Here is a 20,203-nt window from a genome sequence, read left to right as displayed (position 1 = left end):
ACAATCATGGAACATCAACATCTTGCAAATGCAGGACAGGAGAGCCATTCTCCTGACCCAAGGGAGGATTTTTCCAAAGAAAAACCATCCTTTATCAAGCGTTATGCCTACGCTATCAAAGCATTTACCATCTTCGTACTGGTCAACCTGCTGCTCATTCCTACCAGCCAGATCATGCAGCTGATTCAGGAAAGAGAACAGCGAAGCGATGAAGCTACCAGCGAAATCAGTAGCAAATGGGGCGGTTCACAAACCTTCACGGGCCCCATTATCATTGTACCTTTCATCGATACTTCCGCCCGTGGTGCTGCGAACCATCGCTCTTACGCGCTTTTCCTTCCAGATAAACTCAGTATTAATGGTGAACTCCTGCCTGAAACCCGCCATCGCGGTATTTACCAGACAGCTGTATATAGTTCCCACTTAAAGATCAACGGTAACTTCGCAGCGATTAATACAAGCATCCCTGCAGATCGCTTCCTGGTCAATGAAGCTGTCATTGCTGTTGGCGTCGACGACCTGAGAGGCATCAGCAACCAGCCGGAAATGCAACTCAATGGCCAGTCCCACATCTTTAGCCCCGGTGTGATGATTCAAAGTGTCTTCCACAATGGCATGCAGGCAAAAATACCCCTCACCAAAACAGACAGTGGCTGGACAGCAGGTGACTTCTCTATCGACCTCGACCTCCGTGGTTCCGGTGTCCTCTACTTCTCCCCTGTCGGTAAAACCACCGATGTCAATATTACCTCCAACTGGAAGAATCCCCAATTTGATGGGGCCTTTCTCCCTGTTAAATCCACCATTCAAAATACCGGCTTTACCGCTGCATGGCAGGTATCTCACCTGAATCGCAACTTCCCGCAGTCCCTGACTACCCTGGATGAAGTCAACCTGCGCACGGCAGATTTTGGTATCAAACTGTTCCTGCCGGTAGATGGCTATCAGCAATCGACCCGTGCTGTTAAATACGCTGTCCTCATCATCGGCCTTTCATTCCTTGTTTTCTATTTTATTGAATTACTCCAGCGTTTCTCTGTCCATCCCTTACAATATATCCTGATCGGGTTTGCCCTGTGTATCTTCTATACCTTGTTAATCGCCCTGGCAGAACAGCTGAACTTCAGCATCGCCTACCTGATCGCCAGCCTGATGACCATTGGCCTTGTCATTGCATACACAGCCAGTATCTTTAACAACTACCGTATTGCCGGTGGCATAGGTGGTGTACTCATCATCCTCTATGGATTTATCTATGTTATTATCCGTTCCGAAGATCAGGCTTTGCTGATGGGTAGCCTGGGATTATTCATTATACTCGCTATTGTAATGTACTTTAGCCGTAGAATCAGATGGAAAGAGTTGAAAGGAAATGATTAAGCTTGCTGTAAACATATGAGTTATCTCAAGAAACGACTGCGCAGTTTTGGATTTGCATTTGCCGGAATCATTGCGTTCGTACGCTCTGAACCACATGCCCTGCTGCATTTCATAGCGACCATCATCGTTGTCGCCGCCGGATGCTATTTTCATGTCACAGCCATGCAGTGGATCGCCCTGCTGATGGTGATAGGGATGGTTTGGATTACCGAAATGCTCAATACCGTCCTTGAAAAGGTCATGGATCATGTAGCACCCGATTATCATCCTCGGGTGAAATGGATAAAAGACGTTGCCGCAGGCGCCGTATTGATTGCCGCAATCATTGCACTGGCAGTCGGTGCAATCATCTTTATCCCTTTAATCATTGGCCATGAGATCTGCATATAGCCTTGTTCGGGGAAGCCACCTGTAAATAAAAAAGCTTTTGCCTAAGGCAAAAGCTTTTTTATTGCAATATTATCAAATGAATTAAAAGTCAACCCCCATACCGAAATACCAGATTGGTTTTCCTCTGAAGAATCCGATCGCAGGCCATCCCGCATCCACTCTCAGGAAATACCCCGCAATCGTCGTTCTCGCACCAAATCCATACCCTCCTACAAACGGCCCCAGGAAACCATCTTTCACTTTCACAGTAATCGTTCCATCACTGCCATTATAGTACGTATAATTTGCATCCTTGAAACTCAGCTTACCATTCCACGCAGTACCAATATCAATGAACTGTGTCAGCTGGAAGTTCCTCAGCAATGCCGAGTTAATCGGCCTTTGCAGGAATGTTGCAAACACTGGCAAACGTAACTCCGAGTTAAACACCATCACATTATTACCGTTCCTTGCATTCTGCTTATACCCACGCAGTGGCGTAGCCAGCGTCTGATAAGCATAACTTGCATTTGTAGCAACAGGGTTCTGCGTATTGATCTTAGGATTCAGCCAGTTGTCTGTACCACCTAAATAATACAACAGCTTTCTGTCACCCCATGATAAGTCGGCAGAGAAACGGGTGGCCCAGATGAAGTTGCGATAGATAGACTCATAGTGACGGGCATCGATACCCATATTATAAGTAAACCTACCCTTTCCGGTCGGGTCCGTAGTATTAAATACCTGATTGATATTACCCGCTACTTTCGCCCAGGCTTCACCATAGATCTTATATCGCGTACCATGCCAGATGTTGATGGCAGGATTGATCGTATTATCATACACATATTCCAGCCGGCTCAGTACATACTTATCAGTGTAATCAGGCATTTTCAGCGAGTTCTGATCAGAAGCCGCAATCACAAATTTATCTACACGGTATCCTACCTGCAGGCGAATGCTCCTGGCTTCGTCAAATGGATACTTCATTTCTCCCTGCCACAGGTTGGTTTTCATTTTGGCTGGGTATTCGATCAATACGTTACCAGAGCTATCTACACCAATACCGGTATATTTCGCCACCTTACGATAGTAAGTGAATTTATAGTCAAAACGTTTTTTCAGATAAGAAGCAGAAAGGAAGTACTCTGTACCATCCAGTGAAGAAGGAATACGGAAACCACCATTGATTTTGACATCTTCCATCATATCACTCACACCCAGCCGGATCAGACCATTCAACGGATCTGACAACTGGATTGGACCGGAAGGCTGGCCTGTAAATGGCTGATATTTATTCACCAACACAGAGTTATCCAGTTGCAGGATGAGGTAGTCAGACGCAAATTTCCACTTATAAGGCAGCAGTTTGGCTTTCTTCAGCAGCGGCTCAACCGGTAGCTTAATCGGGTTGCCATTGCCTGACATATCTGCGGCCGCATTGTTCCCCGCCGGATTGTTCGCTGCCGTATCCTTAGGATCATTGGCAAACTCACTCTGGAAGAAGTCGTTATGTTTCACCGTATCTTTCTTTGGTGCCTGCTGATAGGTAGGCAAGCCCAATTTGATACTATCCTGGTGCATCATATAAGCACGGTAAGCAGTGGGGCGATCGCTCACATTACGCTTTTTCAGTGCCACTGTATCCACTTTCAGTTTTTGCAGGATCTTATATCCATACTGCTGGATCACCTGAGATACCTCACTCTGGTCGCCGGCACCTCTTGTTTCCTTGATGCCGTAAGAATAGTTGCTCAGCGGGAAAGTATATGTAGAATCTTTTGTAATAGATACGGCCATTACACTATCAGGTGCACTGGCGCCATATTCCTGCAGGGCAGAATCCAGTTCCAGTGGATCCGGGTTGTGCAGGATTTCATTACCAACGAAGAAAAGAGAATCCACGCCAGCTCTTTCCGTCTTGAAGAAACCGGCATAACGGTTACGGATACCGTTAGCGTCAGATACAAACGTGAAGTGTGTGGTATTATATTGAAGCGGGTTACGGGCATCACCGTATTTCATGTTGGAAAGCTGGGTGATCTGCTTGTCCGCGCTCTTGTTCCAGTTATCAATCAGGAAAATGTTATAATGACCTGCAGGCAGGGTAGTATCACCACCTTTTGCAGTCGGTGAAGGCCTGTTGGAAGAGAAGATGATACCGCTCTTACCAGGGAAGGCTACAAAAGAAGGATCGAGGTCATCATACACATCGTTCGTGATCTGTTCAATACTATTCTTGTTAATACTGTAAACGTAGATATCGGTATGACCATTTTTTACTGCAGAAAGCAACAGGGAGTTATCAAATTCGAAGAAGTACTTCATATCGATCACCCTGTCGAATTTATTCAGGTCATATTTCATTCTTGTCCTGGTGATCAGGTCGTATACCATTAGCTTGGTCATCCCTTCCGATTCGTACACAATAGCAAGGCGGTTACCTTTCTGGTTCCATGCCAGCAGTGGATAGTTCGGGTCCATTTGATTGGCCTGCATACGCACCCCGTTTTTCAGCAATGTGGTGGGTTTGTCTTCGCCGGTTTGCAGCTGAACTTTATAGAATCCTTTGGTATAGGAAACAAGCGCAAAACTGGCATTCTTGGGGTTGGCCTGGAAACGGAAGTAATCGGTCTTTCCCAGTTCTTTTACGGCGATAGTACGGCCCCTGGTCGATTGGCGACGGCGGCGGTTATCATCCTGATAGCGTTTGGTATTGTAAACAAAGAAATCCTGCAGGGCAGCTTTAGGTTTGGTGTTCAGCACCTGCTCAAAACCTCTTTTCAGACCCCTGTTGATGCGGGAGATATACATGAGGTAAGGAACAGCGTCTTTACCATATTTACTTTCTACATAATACCAGAACGCGTGGCCAGCGAGCAACGGTTGATCGTAGGCAAACTGGTAGAAGTTTTTATATTTGTTAGACTGGATCGCATCCTTGAGTTGATCATCAAGGGTCGTATTCCAGTTCTCCGCAGCATATGCAATAAATCCATCTGTGTACCACTTAGGAAAGTCAATCAATACCGCATTACCCGCGAACTCCCCGATATCTTCTCCGAACAGGAGATTTTCGAGCATCACACGGGCAATACCCTGGCGGATGAGAGAGCGCAGGTGTTCATGATTACCATCAAAGTATACGATCAGCTTATTACCCACCAGCTTGGTAACACCACCGGTATTTTGCCATTCTACGCCAATGCCTATATTGGATTGTTTCATTTCCCCAAAGGAGTTGTATACAATGATGTTGACCTTCTGACGGAAGGTAAACTCCATAAACTCTTCCAGCTGGGGTAACTCCTTTTCTGCAACCTGAGCGACATATTTTCCCAACTCAAGACCGTTTTGGCTGAAATAAGTATTGAAATGGCTGGTTTGATAATAACGCCATTTAAAATTCTTATGCTGTATGCGGTTCTGTCCAAATTCCACGCTATTCGTCTGCGCCATGAGGAGAAACGGGCCAAGTAATAGGGTACCGGTAAATAATAACCTGGTAATAAGTCTGTTCATACAGAAAGTATTGATAATATTGCGTTCTTAATTAAAAGTAACAAAAATCGGTAACAATGCTTGAAATCAAACATTTCACCTTTAATCCGTTTCAGGAAAATACCTATTTACTCATAAACGAAAAAAAAGAATGTATAATTATAGACCCTGGCTGTTATTTTGAGTCGGAAAGAAAAGAATTACTAACATATATCGAAAAAGAGGGATTAAAAGTTACCCGCTTGTTGAATACTCATTGTCACCTGGATCACATTTTTGGTAATAAGCTGGTGGCAGATACATACGGCGTGGGGCTTGAGATCCACCAGCTGGATGCGGTCGTACTGGAGCGCTCACCGGAATTGGGTCAGATGTACGGGGTGCCTTTTGAGGCTTCTCCGGCTCCTGCCAGGTACATGGAGGATGGGGAGAAAATACAGTTCGGAGACAATGAGCTGGAAGTATTGCTGACACCTGGACACTCTCCTGGTAGTGTATGTTTTTACTGCGCAAAGCAGCAGTTTGTGATTGGAGGCGATGTACTCTTTTACCAGAGTATTGGTCGAACTGACCTGCCTGGCGGTGATCATCAAACATTACTTAACAGCATAGAGACAAAATTGTTCGTACTGCCGGATGAAGTGAGTGTTTGGCCCGGTCATGGAAAGGAAACGACCATTGGATATGAGAAGAAACATAACCCGTTCTTATAATTGGCGAAACGAACGCCCGGATTTTAGGGGGAAGAGCCGACTTATTCCCTGAAGGATCCAGCCCGCGCCCGGAGCTGACTGCACTCCCTGCATGCAGATCCGGGCACTATCATTTATAATTTCGCTATATACTTCCCTACTACCGGCAACCTGCCAAATTCCCGCTTTTCCATTTTCAATAAAAACCACACATATCCCAGGAATAACACGGTCGCCACCAGCAAATTCATCGGTTTCGCGGCGTAGATGTCTCCCGGAGACAGTATTGTCCTGTTCAGTAAATCAAACAGGTAATACACCAGCACTGCACTTCCTATATAAGTGATAATCTTTGGTAAATGGTAAGGAATCGGATAATGCCGCTGACCCCATGCATAACAGATCGTCATCTGGATAAAGTAACAGACCATTGTCGCCAGCGCCGCACCAAAATACCCGAAAACCGGTATCCACCACCAGTTAAAGAAGAACGTCGCCGCCGCAGTGATCAACGTAATGACGGCCCCGCTCTTCGTCTTGTCCGTCAGTTTAAACCAGATCGTCAGGTTATAATATATCCCCAGGAACATATTTGCCAGCAGCAACACCGGCACTATCTTCATACCTGGGTAGTACACCGGCTTACGCAGGAAAATCTTCCATATATTCAGATAAAGACTCACGAATAAGAACATAAAACACAATAGGATTACAAATAATTTCATAATCCTTGCATATATCTTCTGTGGGTCCTTGCCTTCTGCCTGCTTAAAAAAGAAAGGCTCTGCACCTAACTTAAAAGCTTGTATGAACATTGTGATAAGAATGGCCAGCTTATAGTTAGCCGCATAGATGCCGATCAGCTGCTTCTTCACCTCCATATTGTTGCCCGGCAAAAACTCCGGCAGGAACCATGCCCTGTCAAAAGTCTCGTTTACCATGCCCGCCATCCCGAAGATGACCAATGGTAAGGAGTAATTAAGTATTTTCTTCCATAGGGTTAAATCAAACTGAGGTTTGATCTTCAGCAACTGTGGTAAAAATAATAACAGGGTAACTCCACTCCCCAGCATATTACTCATGTAAATAAACCCTACCTGGTTGCCACTATTCACAAGGTTGGGCGAAAACTTAGGCAGTACAACCAGGAAGAAAATATTGAATAAGATGGTGGTCAGGATACCTGACAGGCGGATCATGGCATATTTAACAGGCCGGTTTTCCAGTCGTAACTGTGCAAAAGGAATGGCTGTGAGCGCATCAAATGCCATAATTAATACTACCCATGTATAAAACCAGGGATGTCCTTTCAGGCCACCCAGTGTACCCAGGTAAGAATTAATGACCGTTCCCTGCAGCAGGAGCAGTAATATGGTAAAACCGATCGTGGTAAAAATCAGGGATAGCATGGAGGTACTGAGCACCTGCGTTTTGTTCTCCTGCTTCGCAAAGCGGAAAAAGGCGGTCTCCATACCATACGTAAGAATAATATTCATGAAAGGCACATAGGCATATACTGTAGACATTTCCCCATATGCTGCCTGGGTCATTAATTCCAGGTAAAGGGGAGTCAAAAAGTAATTCAGCAACTTACTCGCTATGTTACTAAAGCCGTAATAGATGGTCTGTCCTGCCAGTGATTTAATACTACTCAATGCCCTGTATTTTTATCAAAAATAATTATTCCAGCCCTTTCCGGCGAAGCTGTTTTTTGTCAGACTGCTTTTTCTTCAGATTCAGCCGTTTTTCCCTGGCAGCCCTGGAAGGTTTGGTGGCGACCCGCTTTTTAGGTCGGATCATCGCCTTCTGCACCAGTTCGTTCATTTTTTTTATGACCAGCTGCTTGTTGCCCAGTTGGGTCCGTTCTTCCTGCGATTTTACCTGGAGGAGGCCTTCACCTGTGAGTCGGTGAGCTAATTTTTCTAATACAAGGGTTTTTTGTTCGGGGGTTAACAATTGGGATGCTGCCACATCAAAGTAGCCTTCAACCATCGTTTCTACCTTGTTCACATTTTGTCCGCCCTTACCTCCGCTGCGTGCAGTTCTGAAAGTAACCTCGGGCGTGAGATCGAGGTCCATTTAAATTAACTTTTCTTTATAACTGATTATTGTAATTTAATAAAGGTACAATCTTTCACTAAAACCCTTGACTATGACATTTTTCAACCCTGCCCAACTCCGCGTTCTGAAATCCGGCTGGATCATCGCCATCTTCGCATGGCTGCTGCTCTTTATTCCACATGCACCGGGTTATATAGTCAATACACTCACGATCACAGGTCTCCTAAGCTGGGAATTTATTGTCAGCCGCCGCTGGAAAGATTTTCTCATCATGGTATCGGTATCGGTCATTGCCTTTTCCCTGCAGCATGTATTGATGAGCCATTTGCCCGATGGCAATCCTGCCGCTGCCGGCGCATTATCGCACCTGAACCTGTTTGCCGCCTACCTGGTGGCCATTACCACCCACTATCACCTGATGGGGATAGACAATAAATTCGCTGCCGGGCTGCTGGCAACTGCTATATTTTACCTGTTGCCCAAAACCGGTAATCCTTTCAGCAGTAACTATCTCCTGACAGGCACCTTCATGAAAGAAGGCATCTACCTTGCCTCTTCACTGATCCTGCTGTATATGAAAGTCGTGTGCTATTACGTGATCATATTCCTGGTAGAAAATGGTTATCGCCTGCGCCATTTCCTGGAACGCCTGCCCTCTAAAGTACAGGTGTATACAAAGTGGGAATATCTCTTCATGTGGATGGTACTGTTCTTTGCATATATGGGATGTATCGGTGACCTGAGTACCCGGGTGCGCCTGCTTTTTGAAGGCGGGCAAATGCCGGAAGAATCTACCCCGATGAGTATTCTCTTTATGATTGCCACTGTCTTCTTTTTATACGTAGGTGCCATTATGCTACGCAATGTCATTATAGGCAGAGCGTTGACCATCGGCCAGTACAGCCCGTGGATGTTATTAGCGCATTTGCTGCCGGTCGTCAATATCATTGCAGCCATCACCTGTTTCTTCTCCCCTGAAAAAAGAGAGACGCATATGAAAAATGCAGCGGGCTACCTGCAGACAAAGCGGCAGTATGCACGTATTGCAATGATTGTACTGGGTATCGTCATCACAGCATACAATATTTACGTTATGCTCTTTGTACCCACAGGATTGCAGCTGGTGGCTATCGGCATACTGGCCGTTTTATACCTGCTCAAAATAGGTGCTTACCTGAAGCTCTCTGCAAGCAAGACCTTTGTATACATCGTAGTGGGGTTGAATATATTGACGGTGGCTTATGCTTTCAATGATTACTTTATATTTTATCTTGCACTGATATACCTGTATTATTATTTCTTAATTGAAACCTTCTATCCAGAACTGGAAGCAGAAGATATCATGGAAATTACAGACAGGGAGTAACTAAATAAATAACATTATGCGCGCAGTTATACAACGTGTGACCAGGGCTTCAGTGTCCGTGGATGGCAATGTTACGGGCAGTATACAATCAGGTTTGCTGGTGCTGATAGGAATTGAAGATGCTGATAATGCAGAGGACATTGTATGGTTGAGTAATAAACTCGTCAACCTGCGTGTGTTTGGCGACGATGAAGGCGTAATGAACCTGTCGGTAAAAGATGTGGATGGTGGCATATTATTGGTGAGTCAGTTTACATTGTTCGCTGCCACGAAAAAAGGCAACCGGCCTTCCTATATACGGGCAAGTAAGCCGGATATTGCAGTGCCATTGTACGAACAGATGATTCAGCAGGTGAGCCAGGACCTTGGAAAACCAGTAGCTACCGGGATCTTTGGCGCAGATATGAAAGTGGACCTGTTGAATGATGGGCCAGTGACTATTTTGATCGATACAAAAAATAAAGAATAACGCATTGCTTGTAAAGCCGGCGGGAATAATTTTCAAACACAACCTCCCAAATATGACTATCAAAGAAGCGCAGGATCAGATTGACCAATGGATCAAAACCGTAGGAGTCCGTTATTTCAGTGAGCTCACCAATATGGCTATTCTCACTGAAGAAGTCGGCGAAGTAGCCCGCATTATGGCCCGTAAATATGGCGACCAGTCTTCTAAACCCTCCGACCAGAAAAAAGAACTCGCCGATGAGCTGGCCGATGTGATGTGGGTGCTCCTTACAATCGCCAATCAAACCGGCATTGATATGACAGACGCCCTCTCTAAAAACTTCGAAAAAAAGAATATCCGCGACGCTACCCGTCACAAGGAAAACGAAAAACTGCATTAAGCGGTCAGGGGGAAACTGCACCAGGCAGTGATGTGTAAAACTGCGCTAAGCAGTGCTATGTAAAACCGCACTAAGCCATTTTTACATGCTACTGCTTAGCGCAACCTTTAATTAAAAAAATCGCAACTGCTCCGGTTAATAAAATCAAACCACTCTAGGCAGGTTTTTTGTTAAATCAACTATATGCAGAAACCCGGATTTTTTAAGAAATACTGGCAGATCCTGAAGCAAACCTTCAGCGACTTCATGGACGACAAGGTACTCAAGCTCAGTGCCGCCTTATCATACTATACGATCTTCTCTATCGCCCCCATGCTCATCGTAATCATCACACTATGCGAAGTTTTCCTGGGCAAAGATGCTATCGAAGGCAGCATCTATGGGCAAATCAATTCATTTGTCGGTAATGATGCCGCCCTTCAGATCCAGCAGATGATCAAAAATGCCGCCCTCTCCGGTGACTCTACCTGGGCCACCGCAGTAGGTATCATTACCCTGATCTTTGGCGCCACCGGTGTATTCGGGGAAATCCAGGATTCTATCAATTTTATCTGGCAGCTCAAAGCCAAACCTAAAAACGGCATTCTCAAAATACTGATCAACCGCCTCCTCTCCTTTTCCATGGTGATCTCTTTAGGATTTATCCTGCTGGTATCCCTGGCGCTGAACGGGCTGATCGAGCTATTCAGCTCCCAACTGGCCCGGTTACTCCCCGAAGTGACGGTGGTTTTGGTCTATGTGATCAACCTGGCCCTCACTTTTGGGGTCATCTCCCTGTTGTTTGCCATCATTTTCAAAGTTCTCCCGGATGCGAGGGTCAAATGGAAACATGTCATCGTAGGAGCGATGACTACCGCCGTTCTCTTTATGATAGGGAAATTTGCCATTGGCTTCTACCTGGGTGCCAGCAAGGTGGGAACTGCTTACGGTGCTGCCGGAAGTATTGTGATCATCCTGCTGTGGGTCTACTATTCCGCCATTATCCTCTACTTTGGGGCTGAGTTTACCCAGGTATATGTGCAATACCATGGGGAGCAGATCAGGCCCAATGAGTACGCAGTCTACTACAAGGAGGTCCCGGTAGAGCTGGAATCGAATCTGGCAGCGGCAGAAAAAAAGCCCCCGACACCATAAGAGCGGGCACAAAAAAGTTATATATATTTGCGCCATTATGGCAACAGATCAGAACAAATTCCAGGCGATCATTTCGCATTGTAAAGAATATGGCTTCGTTTTCCAGTCCAGCGAGATATATGATGGATTGAGTGCAGTATACGATTACGGCCAGAATGGAGCCCAGTTAAAGAAGAATATCCGCGACTATTGGTGGAAAAGCATGACCCAGATGCATGATAATATCGTGGGGATCGATGCGGCTATTTTTATGCATCCGACCACCTGGAAGGCGTCAGGGCATGTTGACGGTTTTAGCGATCCTATGATTGACAACAAGGATAGTAAAAAGCGTTACCGCGTAGACCATCTGATCGAAGGTCATGCTGAAACACTGGATGCCGCTGCAGGAGAAGAGCTGATTGCTAAAATGAATGCCCTTTTATCTGCTGATAATCTGGCAGGACTGAAAGCACTGATTGAAGAATATAAAATTAAATGTGCTGTCAGCGGCACTGTCAACTGGACCGATGTTCGTCAGTTCAACCTGATGTTCTCTACCCAGTTAGGTAGCGTCACCGACGAAGCAAGTGAAATATACCTCCGCCCTGAAACTGCTCAGGGTATCTTTGTAAACTTCCTGAACGTACAGAAAACCGGCCGTATGAAAATACCTTTTGGTATTGCTCAGGTAGGTAAAGCTTTCCGTAATGAGATTGTAGCCCGTCAATTCATTTTCCGTATGCGTGAATTTGAGCAGATGGAAATGCAGTTTTTCGTACGCCCTGGCACACAGAAAGAATGGTTTGAATACTGGAAGAACGAACGTATGAAATGGCATCTCAGCCTCGGCGCAGATCCGGCTAAGTACAAGTTCCATGAACACGAAAAGCTGGCATTCTATGCAGATGCTGCAGAAGATATTGAATTTGAATTCCCGATCGGCTTCAAAGAGGTTGAAGGTATTCACAGCCGTACAGACCACGATCTGGGCAGACATCAGGAGTTCAGCAAGAAGAAAATGCAGTACTTTGATACTGAAATCAATCAAAACTACATTCCTTATGTAATCGAAACTTCTATCGGTCTGGATCGTATGTTCCTCCTCACAGTATGCAATGCATACGCAGAAGAAGACCTAACTAAAGATGGTAAAGAAGATAGCCGCGTAGTATTACGTTTCCCTGCTAAATTGGCACCAACCAAATTGGCCATCTTCCCGCTTACCAAAAAAGACGGTTTACCAGAAATTGCAAAGGAACTGATGGATGTATGTAAGCCTCACTTCCATACCTTCTACGAAGAGAAGGATGCGATCGGTAAGCGCTACCGCCGTCAGGATGCGATCGGTACCCCTTTCTGTGTAACCATCGACCATCAGACGAAGGAAGATAACACCGTTACCATCCGCTACAGAGACTCCATGGAACAGGAAAGAATCCCATTGGAAAAAGTAAAAGAAATCGTGCTGAACAAGATTAACGAATAATACCAGACCTTATCATCCGGGCGTCAGCCCAAATGATAAGATCGCCAAAAAAAATGCTGGTACCGTAGGTGCCAGCATTTTTTTTACAATTTTATCTATCCATACAATTCCTGGTGAATATCATGCCTGTCATACCCCATCCCCAATATCTTTCCCTTCGCCTCATCAATCATATTCTTCCACCCACATAAAAAGAAATACGCTGGCTCCCTATGCAGCGCCAACAGCTCCTCATATATCATATGCACATACCCCCTTTTCCCCGTCCACCCATCTTCACACCTCGACAACGTCGGACTATAACTGAACCCTTCCATCTCCTTCTCCAACTGCCTCAACTCCTTTGCATATAACAAATCACACTCCTTCCTGCACCCATAAATCAAATGTATCGACTGATGCGGTATCTGGTGCGTATGGATATGATGCGCCATCGCCCTGAACGGCGCCACTCCCGTTCCCGTACAAATCAAATACAAATGCCTGTCCAGCGTTTGCGGCAACGTAAACACACCCAACGGCCCCTTCACCGGAAATGTACTCCCCACTTTCACCTCATTAAAAAGATACGTCGTTCCCGCACCACCCTCCAGCAGTACAATCACCAACTCTATCTCATTTGTACCATCCGGTGCAGATGCAATAGAATAACTCCGCCAGCGTTTCTTCTTTTCTTCATGAATAGGTAAGTCCAGGGTTACAAATTGCCCGGGTTGAAAATCAAACCGCTCCAGCTCCCTCAGCTGTATCCAGAACCGTTTTGTATTATGTGTCTCCTGCACTATGCGGGTCACATAACCAGTGTGCCAGTTGTCCTGCATAATTAGTGGAATTTGTTACTTAAATATCGCGAAAAAATGCCGCTCCTCCAATTAAACCATTGACCGGTGAATCACATACAGATCCCTTCCCTCCTACCCCTAAGTGAGGAGCATTACCCTTACACCATTGTATAAATTACTCACTATCCTTATCACCGTTTTCATCAGGTAGAAGAATGACCAATAATTCGTAACTTTGCTCCCCTCATGAATATACAGGCTGTATTACAACTGTACCAGCGAGACACCCGCCTGCAACAGCTGGTGAAAGGGATTCATTTGTCTAATCCACAGTATTTCCAACTAACAGGATTAACCGGTAGCACCCCCACATTTATCGCGGCAGGCGCGTGGGAACTGGCGTCTTCGGTCAATCACCTGTTCATTTTAAATGATAAAGAAGAGGCTGCATATTTCCATAACGACCTGGAACAACTCAGTCAGGCCCTTGATATCTTCTACTTCCCGGATTCTTTCAAAAAGGCAGGGCAGTTCAGCGATCTGAACAGCAGTCATAGCATGCTCCGCACTGAAGCCCTGATGAAGTTCTCCGGCGATAGTATCCATAAAAAGATCCTCGTCACTTACCCGGAAGCCCTCTGGGAAAAGGTAGCTGCCTCCGTCGCTTTCAATACCAACATGGTCCAGTTGAAAGTAGGCGATGTGCTCAAAGTGGATGACCTGCTGGAAAGGCTTGTCAGCTGGGGATTCAGCTTCACTGACTTCGTTTACGAACCCGGACAGTACGCCCTGCGCGGTGGTATCCTCGATATCTACTCTTTTGGTAATGAAAAACCTTACCGTATTGAACTCTTCGGAGAAGATATTGACTCTATCCGCATTTTCGATCCGGAAAGCCAGCTCAGTGAACGCAAACTCACACAGGTAACCCTGATCGCCAATATGGATACCCATAGCCTGGACCATCAGAAAACTTCCCTGCTGGAATTCCTGCCTGCCAATACCGTTGTCTGGATGAAAGATCCCGGTTATGTACAGGACGTTATTTTACAACTGGAAGAAAAACTCGACGCATTCCTGCAATCCGGCCAGCAGGTAAAAATTGACGAGGATGAGACAATGGAACTGAAGGAGGCGGATTTTGTAAAAGCACATACCCTCATGCAGCAGATCCTGCAAAGGCACTGCATCAACTTCGGCCATAAACTCTGGTGGGAAGAAACCAACCGTCCATTCACACCCCTCAACTTTGAAACACAGGAGCAACCCGTCTTTAACCGGCAGTTCGATCTGCTCATCAAAGACCTGGAAACGCACAACAAGAATAAATACAACCTCTTCATCTTCGCTGAAAATGCCCGCCAGCTCGAAAGACTGCGCAGCATCTTCGAAGACCTGAAGGCAACATTTACCTTCTACCCGATACCCGTACCGGTAAGCCACGGCTTTATTGATCACTCATTGAAGCTTGTATGCTATACAGATCACCAGATCTTCCAGCGTTATCATAAGTACAAGGTAAAGCAGGCGTACAACAAGAATAAGGCACTTACAATGAAGACCCTGCGCGAATTGCAATCGGGCGACTTCGTCACGCATATAGACCATGGTGTAGGTATGTACAGTGGCTTACAGAAGATTGAAGTAGGGGGTAAAATGCAGGAAGCCATTCGTATCATCTACAAGAACAATGACCTCCTGTATGTGAACATCAACTCACTGCACAAAATCAGTAAGTTCACCGGCAAGGAAGGACAGGAACCTAAGGTCAATAAATTGGGTAGTGATGCATGGGATAAACTGAAAGAAAAGGCCAAAACACAGGTAAAAGACATCGCCAAAGACCTGATTAGGCTGTACGCTGCACGCAAGGCCCAGAAAGGATTCCAGCATGCACCGGATACTTACCTGCAAACAGAGCTGGAAGCATCTTTTATCTATGAAGATACGCCAGACCAAAGCAAGGCAACGGCCGATGTGAAGCGTGATATGGAATCGCCCTCTCCCATGGACAGGCTGGTATGCGGCGACGTTGGCTTTGGTAAGACAGAAGTGGCCGTACGTGCAGCTTTTAAATCCGTTGTGGATGGCAAGCAGGCCGCGATCCTGGTACCTACCACGATCCTCGCTTTCCAGCACTACAAAACATTTGCAGAACGCCTGAAAGATTTTCCATGTACAGTGGATTATCTGAACCGCTTCAAATCAGCAAAAGAAAAGAAAGAAACATTACAGCGACTTGCTGAAGGAAAAATAGATATCATCGTTGGTACACATGCCCTGCTGAGCAAGGATGTGAAGTTTAAAGACCTCGGTGTGCTGATCGTGGATGAGGAACAGAAATTCGGCGTGGCAGCAAAAGAAAAGCTGAAACACATCAAGCTGAATGTAGATACACTTACACTAACGGCTACGCCTATTCCGAGAACGCTTCAGTTCTCCCTGATGGGTGCAAGAGATCTTTCTGTGATCAATACACCGCCGCCTAACAGACAGCCGATTGAAACAGAAGTACACGTGTTCGATCATGACATGATACGTGATGCCATCTACTTCGAAACAGAAAGAGGTGGACAGGTATATTTTGTTTACAACCGGGTGAAAGGATTGGGTGAAATCAGCAGCCTGATCAAAGGTCTTTGTCCTGACTTATCCGTCGCTACTGCACACGGACAAATGGAAGGTCACCAGCTGGAAGAAGTGATTCTTGATTTTATCGATCGCAAATACGATGTGCTGGTGTGTACGAATATCGTAGAAAGTGGAGTGGATATTCCCAATGCAAATACCATTATCATCAACAATGCTCATCACTTTGGATTGAGTGACCTGCACCAGTTACGTGGTCGTGTAGGCCGTAGCAACAAAAAAGCATTTTGTTACCTGCTGGCACCGCCTATGAGTACATTACCGGCTGATAGCCGTAAACGCCTGCAAACGCTGGAGCAGCATAGTGAGTTAGGAAGTGGCTTCCAGATTGCAATGCGTGACCTGGATATCCGTGGTGCCGGTAACCTGTTAGGTGGTGAGCAGAGTGGCTTTATGTCGGATATCGGTTTTGATATGTACCAGAAAATATTGGACGAAGCTATCCGCGAACTGAAGCAGAACGAATTCAGGGATCTCTTTAAAGAACAGCTGGAAGAGAAGAAAGATTATGTGAGCGATTGTACCATCGATACTGACCTGGAGATACTCATACCTGATAGTTACGTGGAAAGTATACAGGAGCGTTTGAACCTGTACCAGGAACTGGATAATATCACGTTGGAAAGTAAACTGGTGGCATTTGAAGAGGAACTGAAAGACCGGTTCGGACCACTACCTGAACCGGTACTGGAACTCTTATGCCTGGTGCGTTGTCGCTGGATGGCAATTAAGCTGGGTTTTGAGAAGATGATGCTGAAGAGTGAGACTTTGCGTTGTTATTTCATCAATAATCCTGATTCGCCATATTTTACTTCACCTACGTTTGATCATATCCTCAACTATGTACAGACGAGAGTGAATAATGCGAAGCTGAAACAACTGGGAACAAACTTTATGCTGGTAGCCACAAAAATTACCAACATGAATGATTTGTACAACTTCTTAAAGAACATGGAAGACGCCCGTTCATAAAGTTTACTTCCTCTGCCTGGCATTCCGGCCATAAGCAGAATATGCTCCGAATCCCAATTACTTTTGCCTTCGACTAAAGTAATTGGGATTCGCTTTTTATCTCACCAGCGTTACCGTTCCTTTCCGGCTGAATTTATGCCCTGTATAATCTGTGCCTGCTATCTGGTACACATACGTCCCAACAGGCGAATCCTGGCCCTTAGAAGTGCCATCCCACGCCCCTGTCAGTGAGCTTGTCCTGAAGATCTCCTTCCCCCATCTATCCCATACACATAAATAATCCAGTTGCGGTACGCCCGCTGCGATTGCTCTGAACAAATCATTCTTTCCATCATGATTCGGAGAAAAGGCACTGGGTACATAAAACTCCGGTCCTGTATACGCCTTCACAAACAAACTATCGACCTCCACGCATCCCTCCGGCGACGTCACCGTCAGCACATATTTCATATCCTGAAACAACACAGCCATTGGATCTGCTATCTGCGCATCATTCAGCCCCGTAGCCGGATACCAGCTGTAACTTAAATTATCTCCCGTTGCCACTGCATTCAACTGCAATGGCTGGCCTTTAGCAATCAATGTATCCCGCCCTGCATACAGTGCGATGTCTACTATCTTCACCGGGATCCGGAATGAATCAGACAAACATCCATCCGTACTCACTGCATATACTTCTGCTGTATAACTGCCTCCCGCTTTATAGGTATAATTAAGCTGCGGCAGTGTTGCCTTATTCCCATCTCCCAAAGACCAATGCCAGCCGGCGATTGACAGTGCAGGTGTAAGATTTGTCGCTGAAAAATCAATGGCATCTCCTATACAGGCATCACTCCCGCTGGCACTTATTACAGGTGTATTATACACGGATAACAACTGCACTGTATCATCCGTACATCCTTCCTTTGTCAATACCGACAAATGCACCGGATATGTACCCGGCGAAGTGAAATCAGCTACCACCTGCTGTCCGCTGCCTGTATGCCCGTTCAACTCCCAGTCCCACTCCGTCAGTGTGCCTACCTCCAGTGTAGTAGCATCTCTGATCGTGAGGGGTCTTCCTAAACATAACGGCGCCGCCGACATCTCCGCTACCGGGAATGTACCAATCGTCACCTGTTGATGCATGGTATCAGAAATGCACCCACTGTTATCTTCAATAACCATCGTCACATCATATATACCTGGTCTGGCATAATGATGCGTGCCAGGTTGTGATACCGTCGAAGTCGTGCCATCTCCAAAATTCCATAACCATCGCGTAATAGTGCCAAATGATTTGGATGAATCACTGAACACGATCGGATCACCGATACAAAAACGCTGGTCAGCACTAAATGCCAGCTCCGGCCTCAGTGCAGCGCAAAACTGCTGTATATTGTAAGCTCCTCCTGTAGACCCGGCAAATCCCCAGTATACAAGAGGACTGTTGTTGAATATATCGCGTACAATATCCTTTTGAAGAGACAATCTCAGCGCACCATCCATACTTACCGTCATCAGCATGGCGGCGGCATCCCACTTCACCCTGAAAATATGCCAGTTACAATCTTCGATGTTATCATTCCCATCTATGGCAGTCACAGGTCCTGCCAGGTTGTTCGGAGAATTATGATTTGTCACCCCGTTCATCTGGATGGCCAGGTGATCATAAGCCGGATCATTGTCAATCGAATTCTGCCAGGTGTCAATAATAATCCCCAGTGAGGGGCTGATACCCTCGAAGCCTATCCCGGAACCGGTAGCCCCTAAGTTCGTGCCCCTCGTCTGTAAGATAAAGCCGATCCCATCGGCCCCATCACTATCCTTACAGCCCAGGTTCACGTCAAAATAATAATCGAAGGAGTTGGTCAGATCAATCTGGTTCTTATTCCATACGGTCCCGCTGGAAGTATTTACATCCTGTGTTAATACATAACAGTTACAGGTGCGTTGGGTAGCACTGCCATTCAGGATATAAGGAGTCTGCACCTGCGCTTTGACAAGCAGTGACAGACAGAGTAGCGCCATGATAATACCCGTGGATGTTGGCATAGATACAGATGCGGTAAACTTAAATATACTCAAAAAACAACGGTTCGTATATGAATAATATTAAGCGCCCTTTTACTGCTGAGCCTGTGGGTTATAGATATAGGATATACCCGGAATATAAAATTTTTACGGGAGGTTATGGAATTTGATATTTCCACCGCATCATGTAAGAAAAATAGAAAACTATGAAGAAGGTATTATTAACACTGCTCGTTGTAGGTATGGCGATCACCGGATTTGCGCAGGATACGAATGACAAAAAAAGGAAGACGATCTCTGTAAACGGCGTATCTGAAATAGAGATCACCCCGGATATCATTTACCTGAACATCACCCTACAGGAATATCAGAAAGACAAAAATAATAAGGTAGACATTTCTACGCTGGAAGATCAGTTGACCAAAGCCATACAGAAAGCCGGGATTCCCGCTGAAAACCTGACTATTTCCAGTGTATCCGGTGAACAGTGGTGGAGAAAGAAAAAGAAAGATGCAGACTTCTATGCATCCAAGGAGTTCAGACTGAAACTGAGTACGCTTACTAAACTGAATACTATTCTGGATGGCGTGGAAGATGGTGGTATTACCAATGTGTATATCAGTGAGGTCACTTCCAGTAAGATAGAAGACTACCGCTTACAGGCAAAGATAAAAGCATTGCAGGCTGCTAAGGCAAAAGCAAATGCTATGATGGAAGGAATTGGTGAAAAGATAGGCGGCGTGGTAGAAGTAGTGGAAAATAGTGTGGACATAATACATCCTGTGTATGCTAATAATATGATCACCATAAGAGGCGTGAATGCATATGATAAAGGCGTTGCTGATACGAATATTGATTACCGCACTATTAAAGTGACAGCTGACATAAAAGCGGTTTTTGCTATTCAATAAAGCAATAAGAGCCTGTATCATTCATTTGATACAGGCTCTGTTTTTTCCAATTGCTAT

The 20,203-nt window shown here is 45.6% G+C and carries 15 protein-coding genes; 10 read left to right on the top strand and 5 right to left on the bottom strand.

Translation table 11 applies throughout. The features are described from left to right. The first annotated feature begins 6 nt into the window (after nt 1-6). Nucleotides 7-1,380: a cell envelope integrity protein CreD gene (gene creD, locus ABDW33_RS28485; RefSeq protein ID WP_343693490.1), complete on the top strand. Its 1,374-nt coding sequence runs from the start codon at nt 7-9 to the stop codon at nt 1,378-1,380. A 15-nt stretch (nt 1,381-1,395) separates the two neighbouring features. Continuing rightward, nucleotides 1,396-1,770, top strand: coding sequence for a diacylglycerol kinase family protein (locus tag ABDW33_RS28480; protein ID WP_343693489.1), 375 nt, complete (start codon nt 1,396-1,398; stop codon nt 1,768-1,770). An 81-nt stretch (nt 1,771-1,851) separates the two neighbouring features. Here ABDW33_RS28480 and ABDW33_RS28475 read toward each other — a convergent pair whose 3' ends face one another. Further along, complete coding sequence (locus tag ABDW33_RS28475) at nt 1,852-5,271, bottom strand: hypothetical protein (RefSeq protein ID WP_343693488.1); 3,420 nt, start codon at nt 5,269-5,271, stop codon at nt 1,852-1,854. Nucleotides 5,272-5,327: 56 nt separating this feature from the next. Between ABDW33_RS28475 and ABDW33_RS28470 the strand changes: the two genes are divergently transcribed. Beyond that, the gene (locus tag ABDW33_RS28470) at nt 5,328-5,963 is read left to right on the top strand and encodes an MBL fold metallo-hydrolase (protein WP_343693487.1); all 636 of its coding nucleotides are present in this window, start codon (nt 5,328-5,330) and stop codon (nt 5,961-5,963) included. Nucleotides 5,964-6,076: 113 nt separating this feature from the next. Here the strand turns inward: ABDW33_RS28470 and ABDW33_RS28465 are convergent, their stop codons facing one another. Then, nucleotides 6,077-7,597 carry a polysaccharide biosynthesis C-terminal domain-containing protein gene (locus ABDW33_RS28465; protein ID WP_343693486.1) on the bottom strand — a complete coding sequence of 507 codons (1,521 nt, stop codon included), beginning with the start codon at nt 7,595-7,597 and terminating at the stop codon, nt 6,077-6,079. A gap of 25 nt (nt 7,598-7,622) precedes the next feature. Beyond that, nucleotides 7,623-8,021, bottom strand: coding sequence for an alternative ribosome rescue aminoacyl-tRNA hydrolase ArfB (arfB, locus tag ABDW33_RS28460; protein WP_343693485.1), 399 nt, complete (start codon nt 8,019-8,021; stop codon nt 7,623-7,625). Nucleotides 8,022-8,094: 73 nt separating this feature from the next. Here arfB and ABDW33_RS28455 point away from each other — a divergent pair, with 73 nt between their 5' ends. From ABDW33_RS28455 to ABDW33_RS28435, 5 genes are all read left to right on the top strand, one after another. Continuing rightward, nucleotides 8,095-9,369, top strand: coding sequence for a hypothetical protein (locus ABDW33_RS28455; RefSeq protein ID WP_343693484.1), 1,275 nt, complete (start codon nt 8,095-8,097; stop codon nt 9,367-9,369). A gap of 16 nt (nt 9,370-9,385) precedes the next feature. Then, nucleotides 9,386-9,838, top strand: a complete 453-nt coding sequence (gene dtd, locus ABDW33_RS28450) for a D-aminoacyl-tRNA deacylase (RefSeq protein ID WP_343693483.1) — start codon at nt 9,386-9,388, stop codon at nt 9,836-9,838. A 52-nt stretch (nt 9,839-9,890) separates the two neighbouring features. Next, the gene (locus ABDW33_RS28445; protein ID WP_343693482.1) at nt 9,891-10,217 is read left to right on the top strand and encodes a nucleotide pyrophosphohydrolase; all 327 of its coding nucleotides are present in this window, start codon (nt 9,891-9,893) and stop codon (nt 10,215-10,217) included. Nucleotides 10,218-10,400: 183 nt separating this feature from the next. Continuing rightward, complete coding sequence (locus tag ABDW33_RS28440) at nt 10,401-11,351, top strand: YihY/virulence factor BrkB family protein (RefSeq protein WP_343693481.1); 951 nt, start codon at nt 10,401-10,403, stop codon at nt 11,349-11,351. Between the two features lie 37 nt (nt 11,352-11,388). Further along, the gene (locus ABDW33_RS28435; RefSeq protein ID WP_343693480.1) at nt 11,389-12,819 is read left to right on the top strand and encodes a glycine--tRNA ligase; all 1,431 of its coding nucleotides are present in this window, start codon (nt 11,389-11,391) and stop codon (nt 12,817-12,819) included. A 95-nt stretch (nt 12,820-12,914) separates the two neighbouring features. On the opposite strand, the gene ABDW33_RS28430 is transcribed toward ABDW33_RS28435, so the two are convergent. Beyond that, nucleotides 12,915-13,640: an FAD-binding oxidoreductase gene (locus tag ABDW33_RS28430; protein ID WP_343693479.1), complete on the bottom strand. Its 726-nt coding sequence runs from the start codon at nt 13,638-13,640 to the stop codon at nt 12,915-12,917. A gap of 207 nt (nt 13,641-13,847) precedes the next feature. Here ABDW33_RS28430 and mfd point away from each other — a divergent pair, with 207 nt between their 5' ends. Beyond that, entirely contained in the window at nt 13,848-17,222 is a 3,375-nt protein-coding gene (gene mfd / locus ABDW33_RS28425; RefSeq protein ID WP_343693478.1) for a transcription-repair coupling factor, read from the top strand. 96 nt (nt 17,223-17,318) lie between these two features. Here mfd and ABDW33_RS28420 read toward each other — a convergent pair whose 3' ends face one another. Next, nucleotides 17,319-19,256 (bottom strand): PKD domain-containing protein, encoded by a 1,938-nt coding sequence (locus ABDW33_RS28420; protein WP_343693477.1) that lies wholly within the window; start codon nt 19,254-19,256, stop codon nt 17,319-17,321. Nucleotides 19,257-19,441: 185 nt separating this feature from the next. Between ABDW33_RS28420 and ABDW33_RS28415 the strand changes: the two genes are divergently transcribed. After that, nucleotides 19,442-20,146 carry an SIMPL domain-containing protein gene (locus ABDW33_RS28415; protein ID WP_343693476.1) on the top strand — a complete coding sequence of 235 codons (705 nt, stop codon included), beginning with the start codon at nt 19,442-19,444 and terminating at the stop codon, nt 20,144-20,146. Nucleotides 20,147-20,203: the final 57 nt, after the last annotated feature.

This window comes from Chitinophaga sp., assembly GCF_039596155.1.
Lineage (GTDB): Bacteria > Bacteroidota > Bacteroidia > Chitinophagales > Chitinophagaceae > Chitinophaga.
The sequence above is the reverse complement of the archived record's forward strand: the minus strand, read 5'-3'. Positions and strand labels throughout refer to the sequence as shown.

What these genes read in the sequence shown, in the direction of transcription:
- ABDW33_RS28455 (WP_343693484.1), top strand. Translation starts at nt 8,095, where the DNA reads ATGACATTTTTCAACCCTGCCCAACTCCGCGTTCTGAAATCCGGCTGG.
- dtd (WP_343693483.1), top strand. Translation starts at nt 9,386, where the DNA reads ATGCGCGCAGTTATACAACGTGTGACCAGGGCTTCAGTGTCCGTGGAT.
- ABDW33_RS28445 (WP_343693482.1), top strand. Translation starts at nt 9,891, where the DNA reads ATGACTATCAAAGAAGCGCAGGATCAGATTGACCAATGGATCAAAACC.
- ABDW33_RS28430 (WP_343693479.1), bottom strand. Translation starts at nt 13,640, where the DNA reads ATGCAGGACAACTGGCACACTGGTTATGTGACCCGCATAGTGCAGGAG.
- ABDW33_RS28470 (WP_343693487.1), top strand. Translation starts at nt 5,328, where the DNA reads ATGCTTGAAATCAAACATTTCACCTTTAATCCGTTTCAGGAAAATACC.
- ABDW33_RS28440 (WP_343693481.1), top strand. Translation starts at nt 10,401, where the DNA reads ATGCAGAAACCCGGATTTTTTAAGAAATACTGGCAGATCCTGAAGCAA.
- ABDW33_RS28415 (WP_343693476.1), top strand. Translation starts at nt 19,442, where the DNA reads ATGAAGAAGGTATTATTAACACTGCTCGTTGTAGGTATGGCGATCACC.
- ABDW33_RS28480 (WP_343693489.1), top strand. Translation starts at nt 1,396, where the DNA reads ATGAGTTATCTCAAGAAACGACTGCGCAGTTTTGGATTTGCATTTGCC.
- ABDW33_RS28475 (WP_343693488.1), bottom strand. Translation starts at nt 5,271, where the DNA reads ATGAACAGACTTATTACCAGGTTATTATTTACCGGTACCCTATTACTT.
- ABDW33_RS28435 (WP_343693480.1), top strand. Translation starts at nt 11,389, where the DNA reads ATGGCAACAGATCAGAACAAATTCCAGGCGATCATTTCGCATTGTAAA.
- arfB (WP_343693485.1), bottom strand. Translation starts at nt 8,021, where the DNA reads ATGGACCTCGATCTCACGCCCGAGGTTACTTTCAGAACTGCACGCAGC.
- ABDW33_RS28420 (WP_343693477.1), bottom strand. Translation starts at nt 19,256, where the DNA reads ATGCCAACATCCACGGGTATTATCATGGCGCTACTCTGTCTGTCACTG.
- mfd (WP_343693478.1), top strand. Translation starts at nt 13,848, where the DNA reads ATGAATATACAGGCTGTATTACAACTGTACCAGCGAGACACCCGCCTG.
- creD (WP_343693490.1), top strand. Translation starts at nt 7, where the DNA reads ATGGAACATCAACATCTTGCAAATGCAGGACAGGAGAGCCATTCTCCT.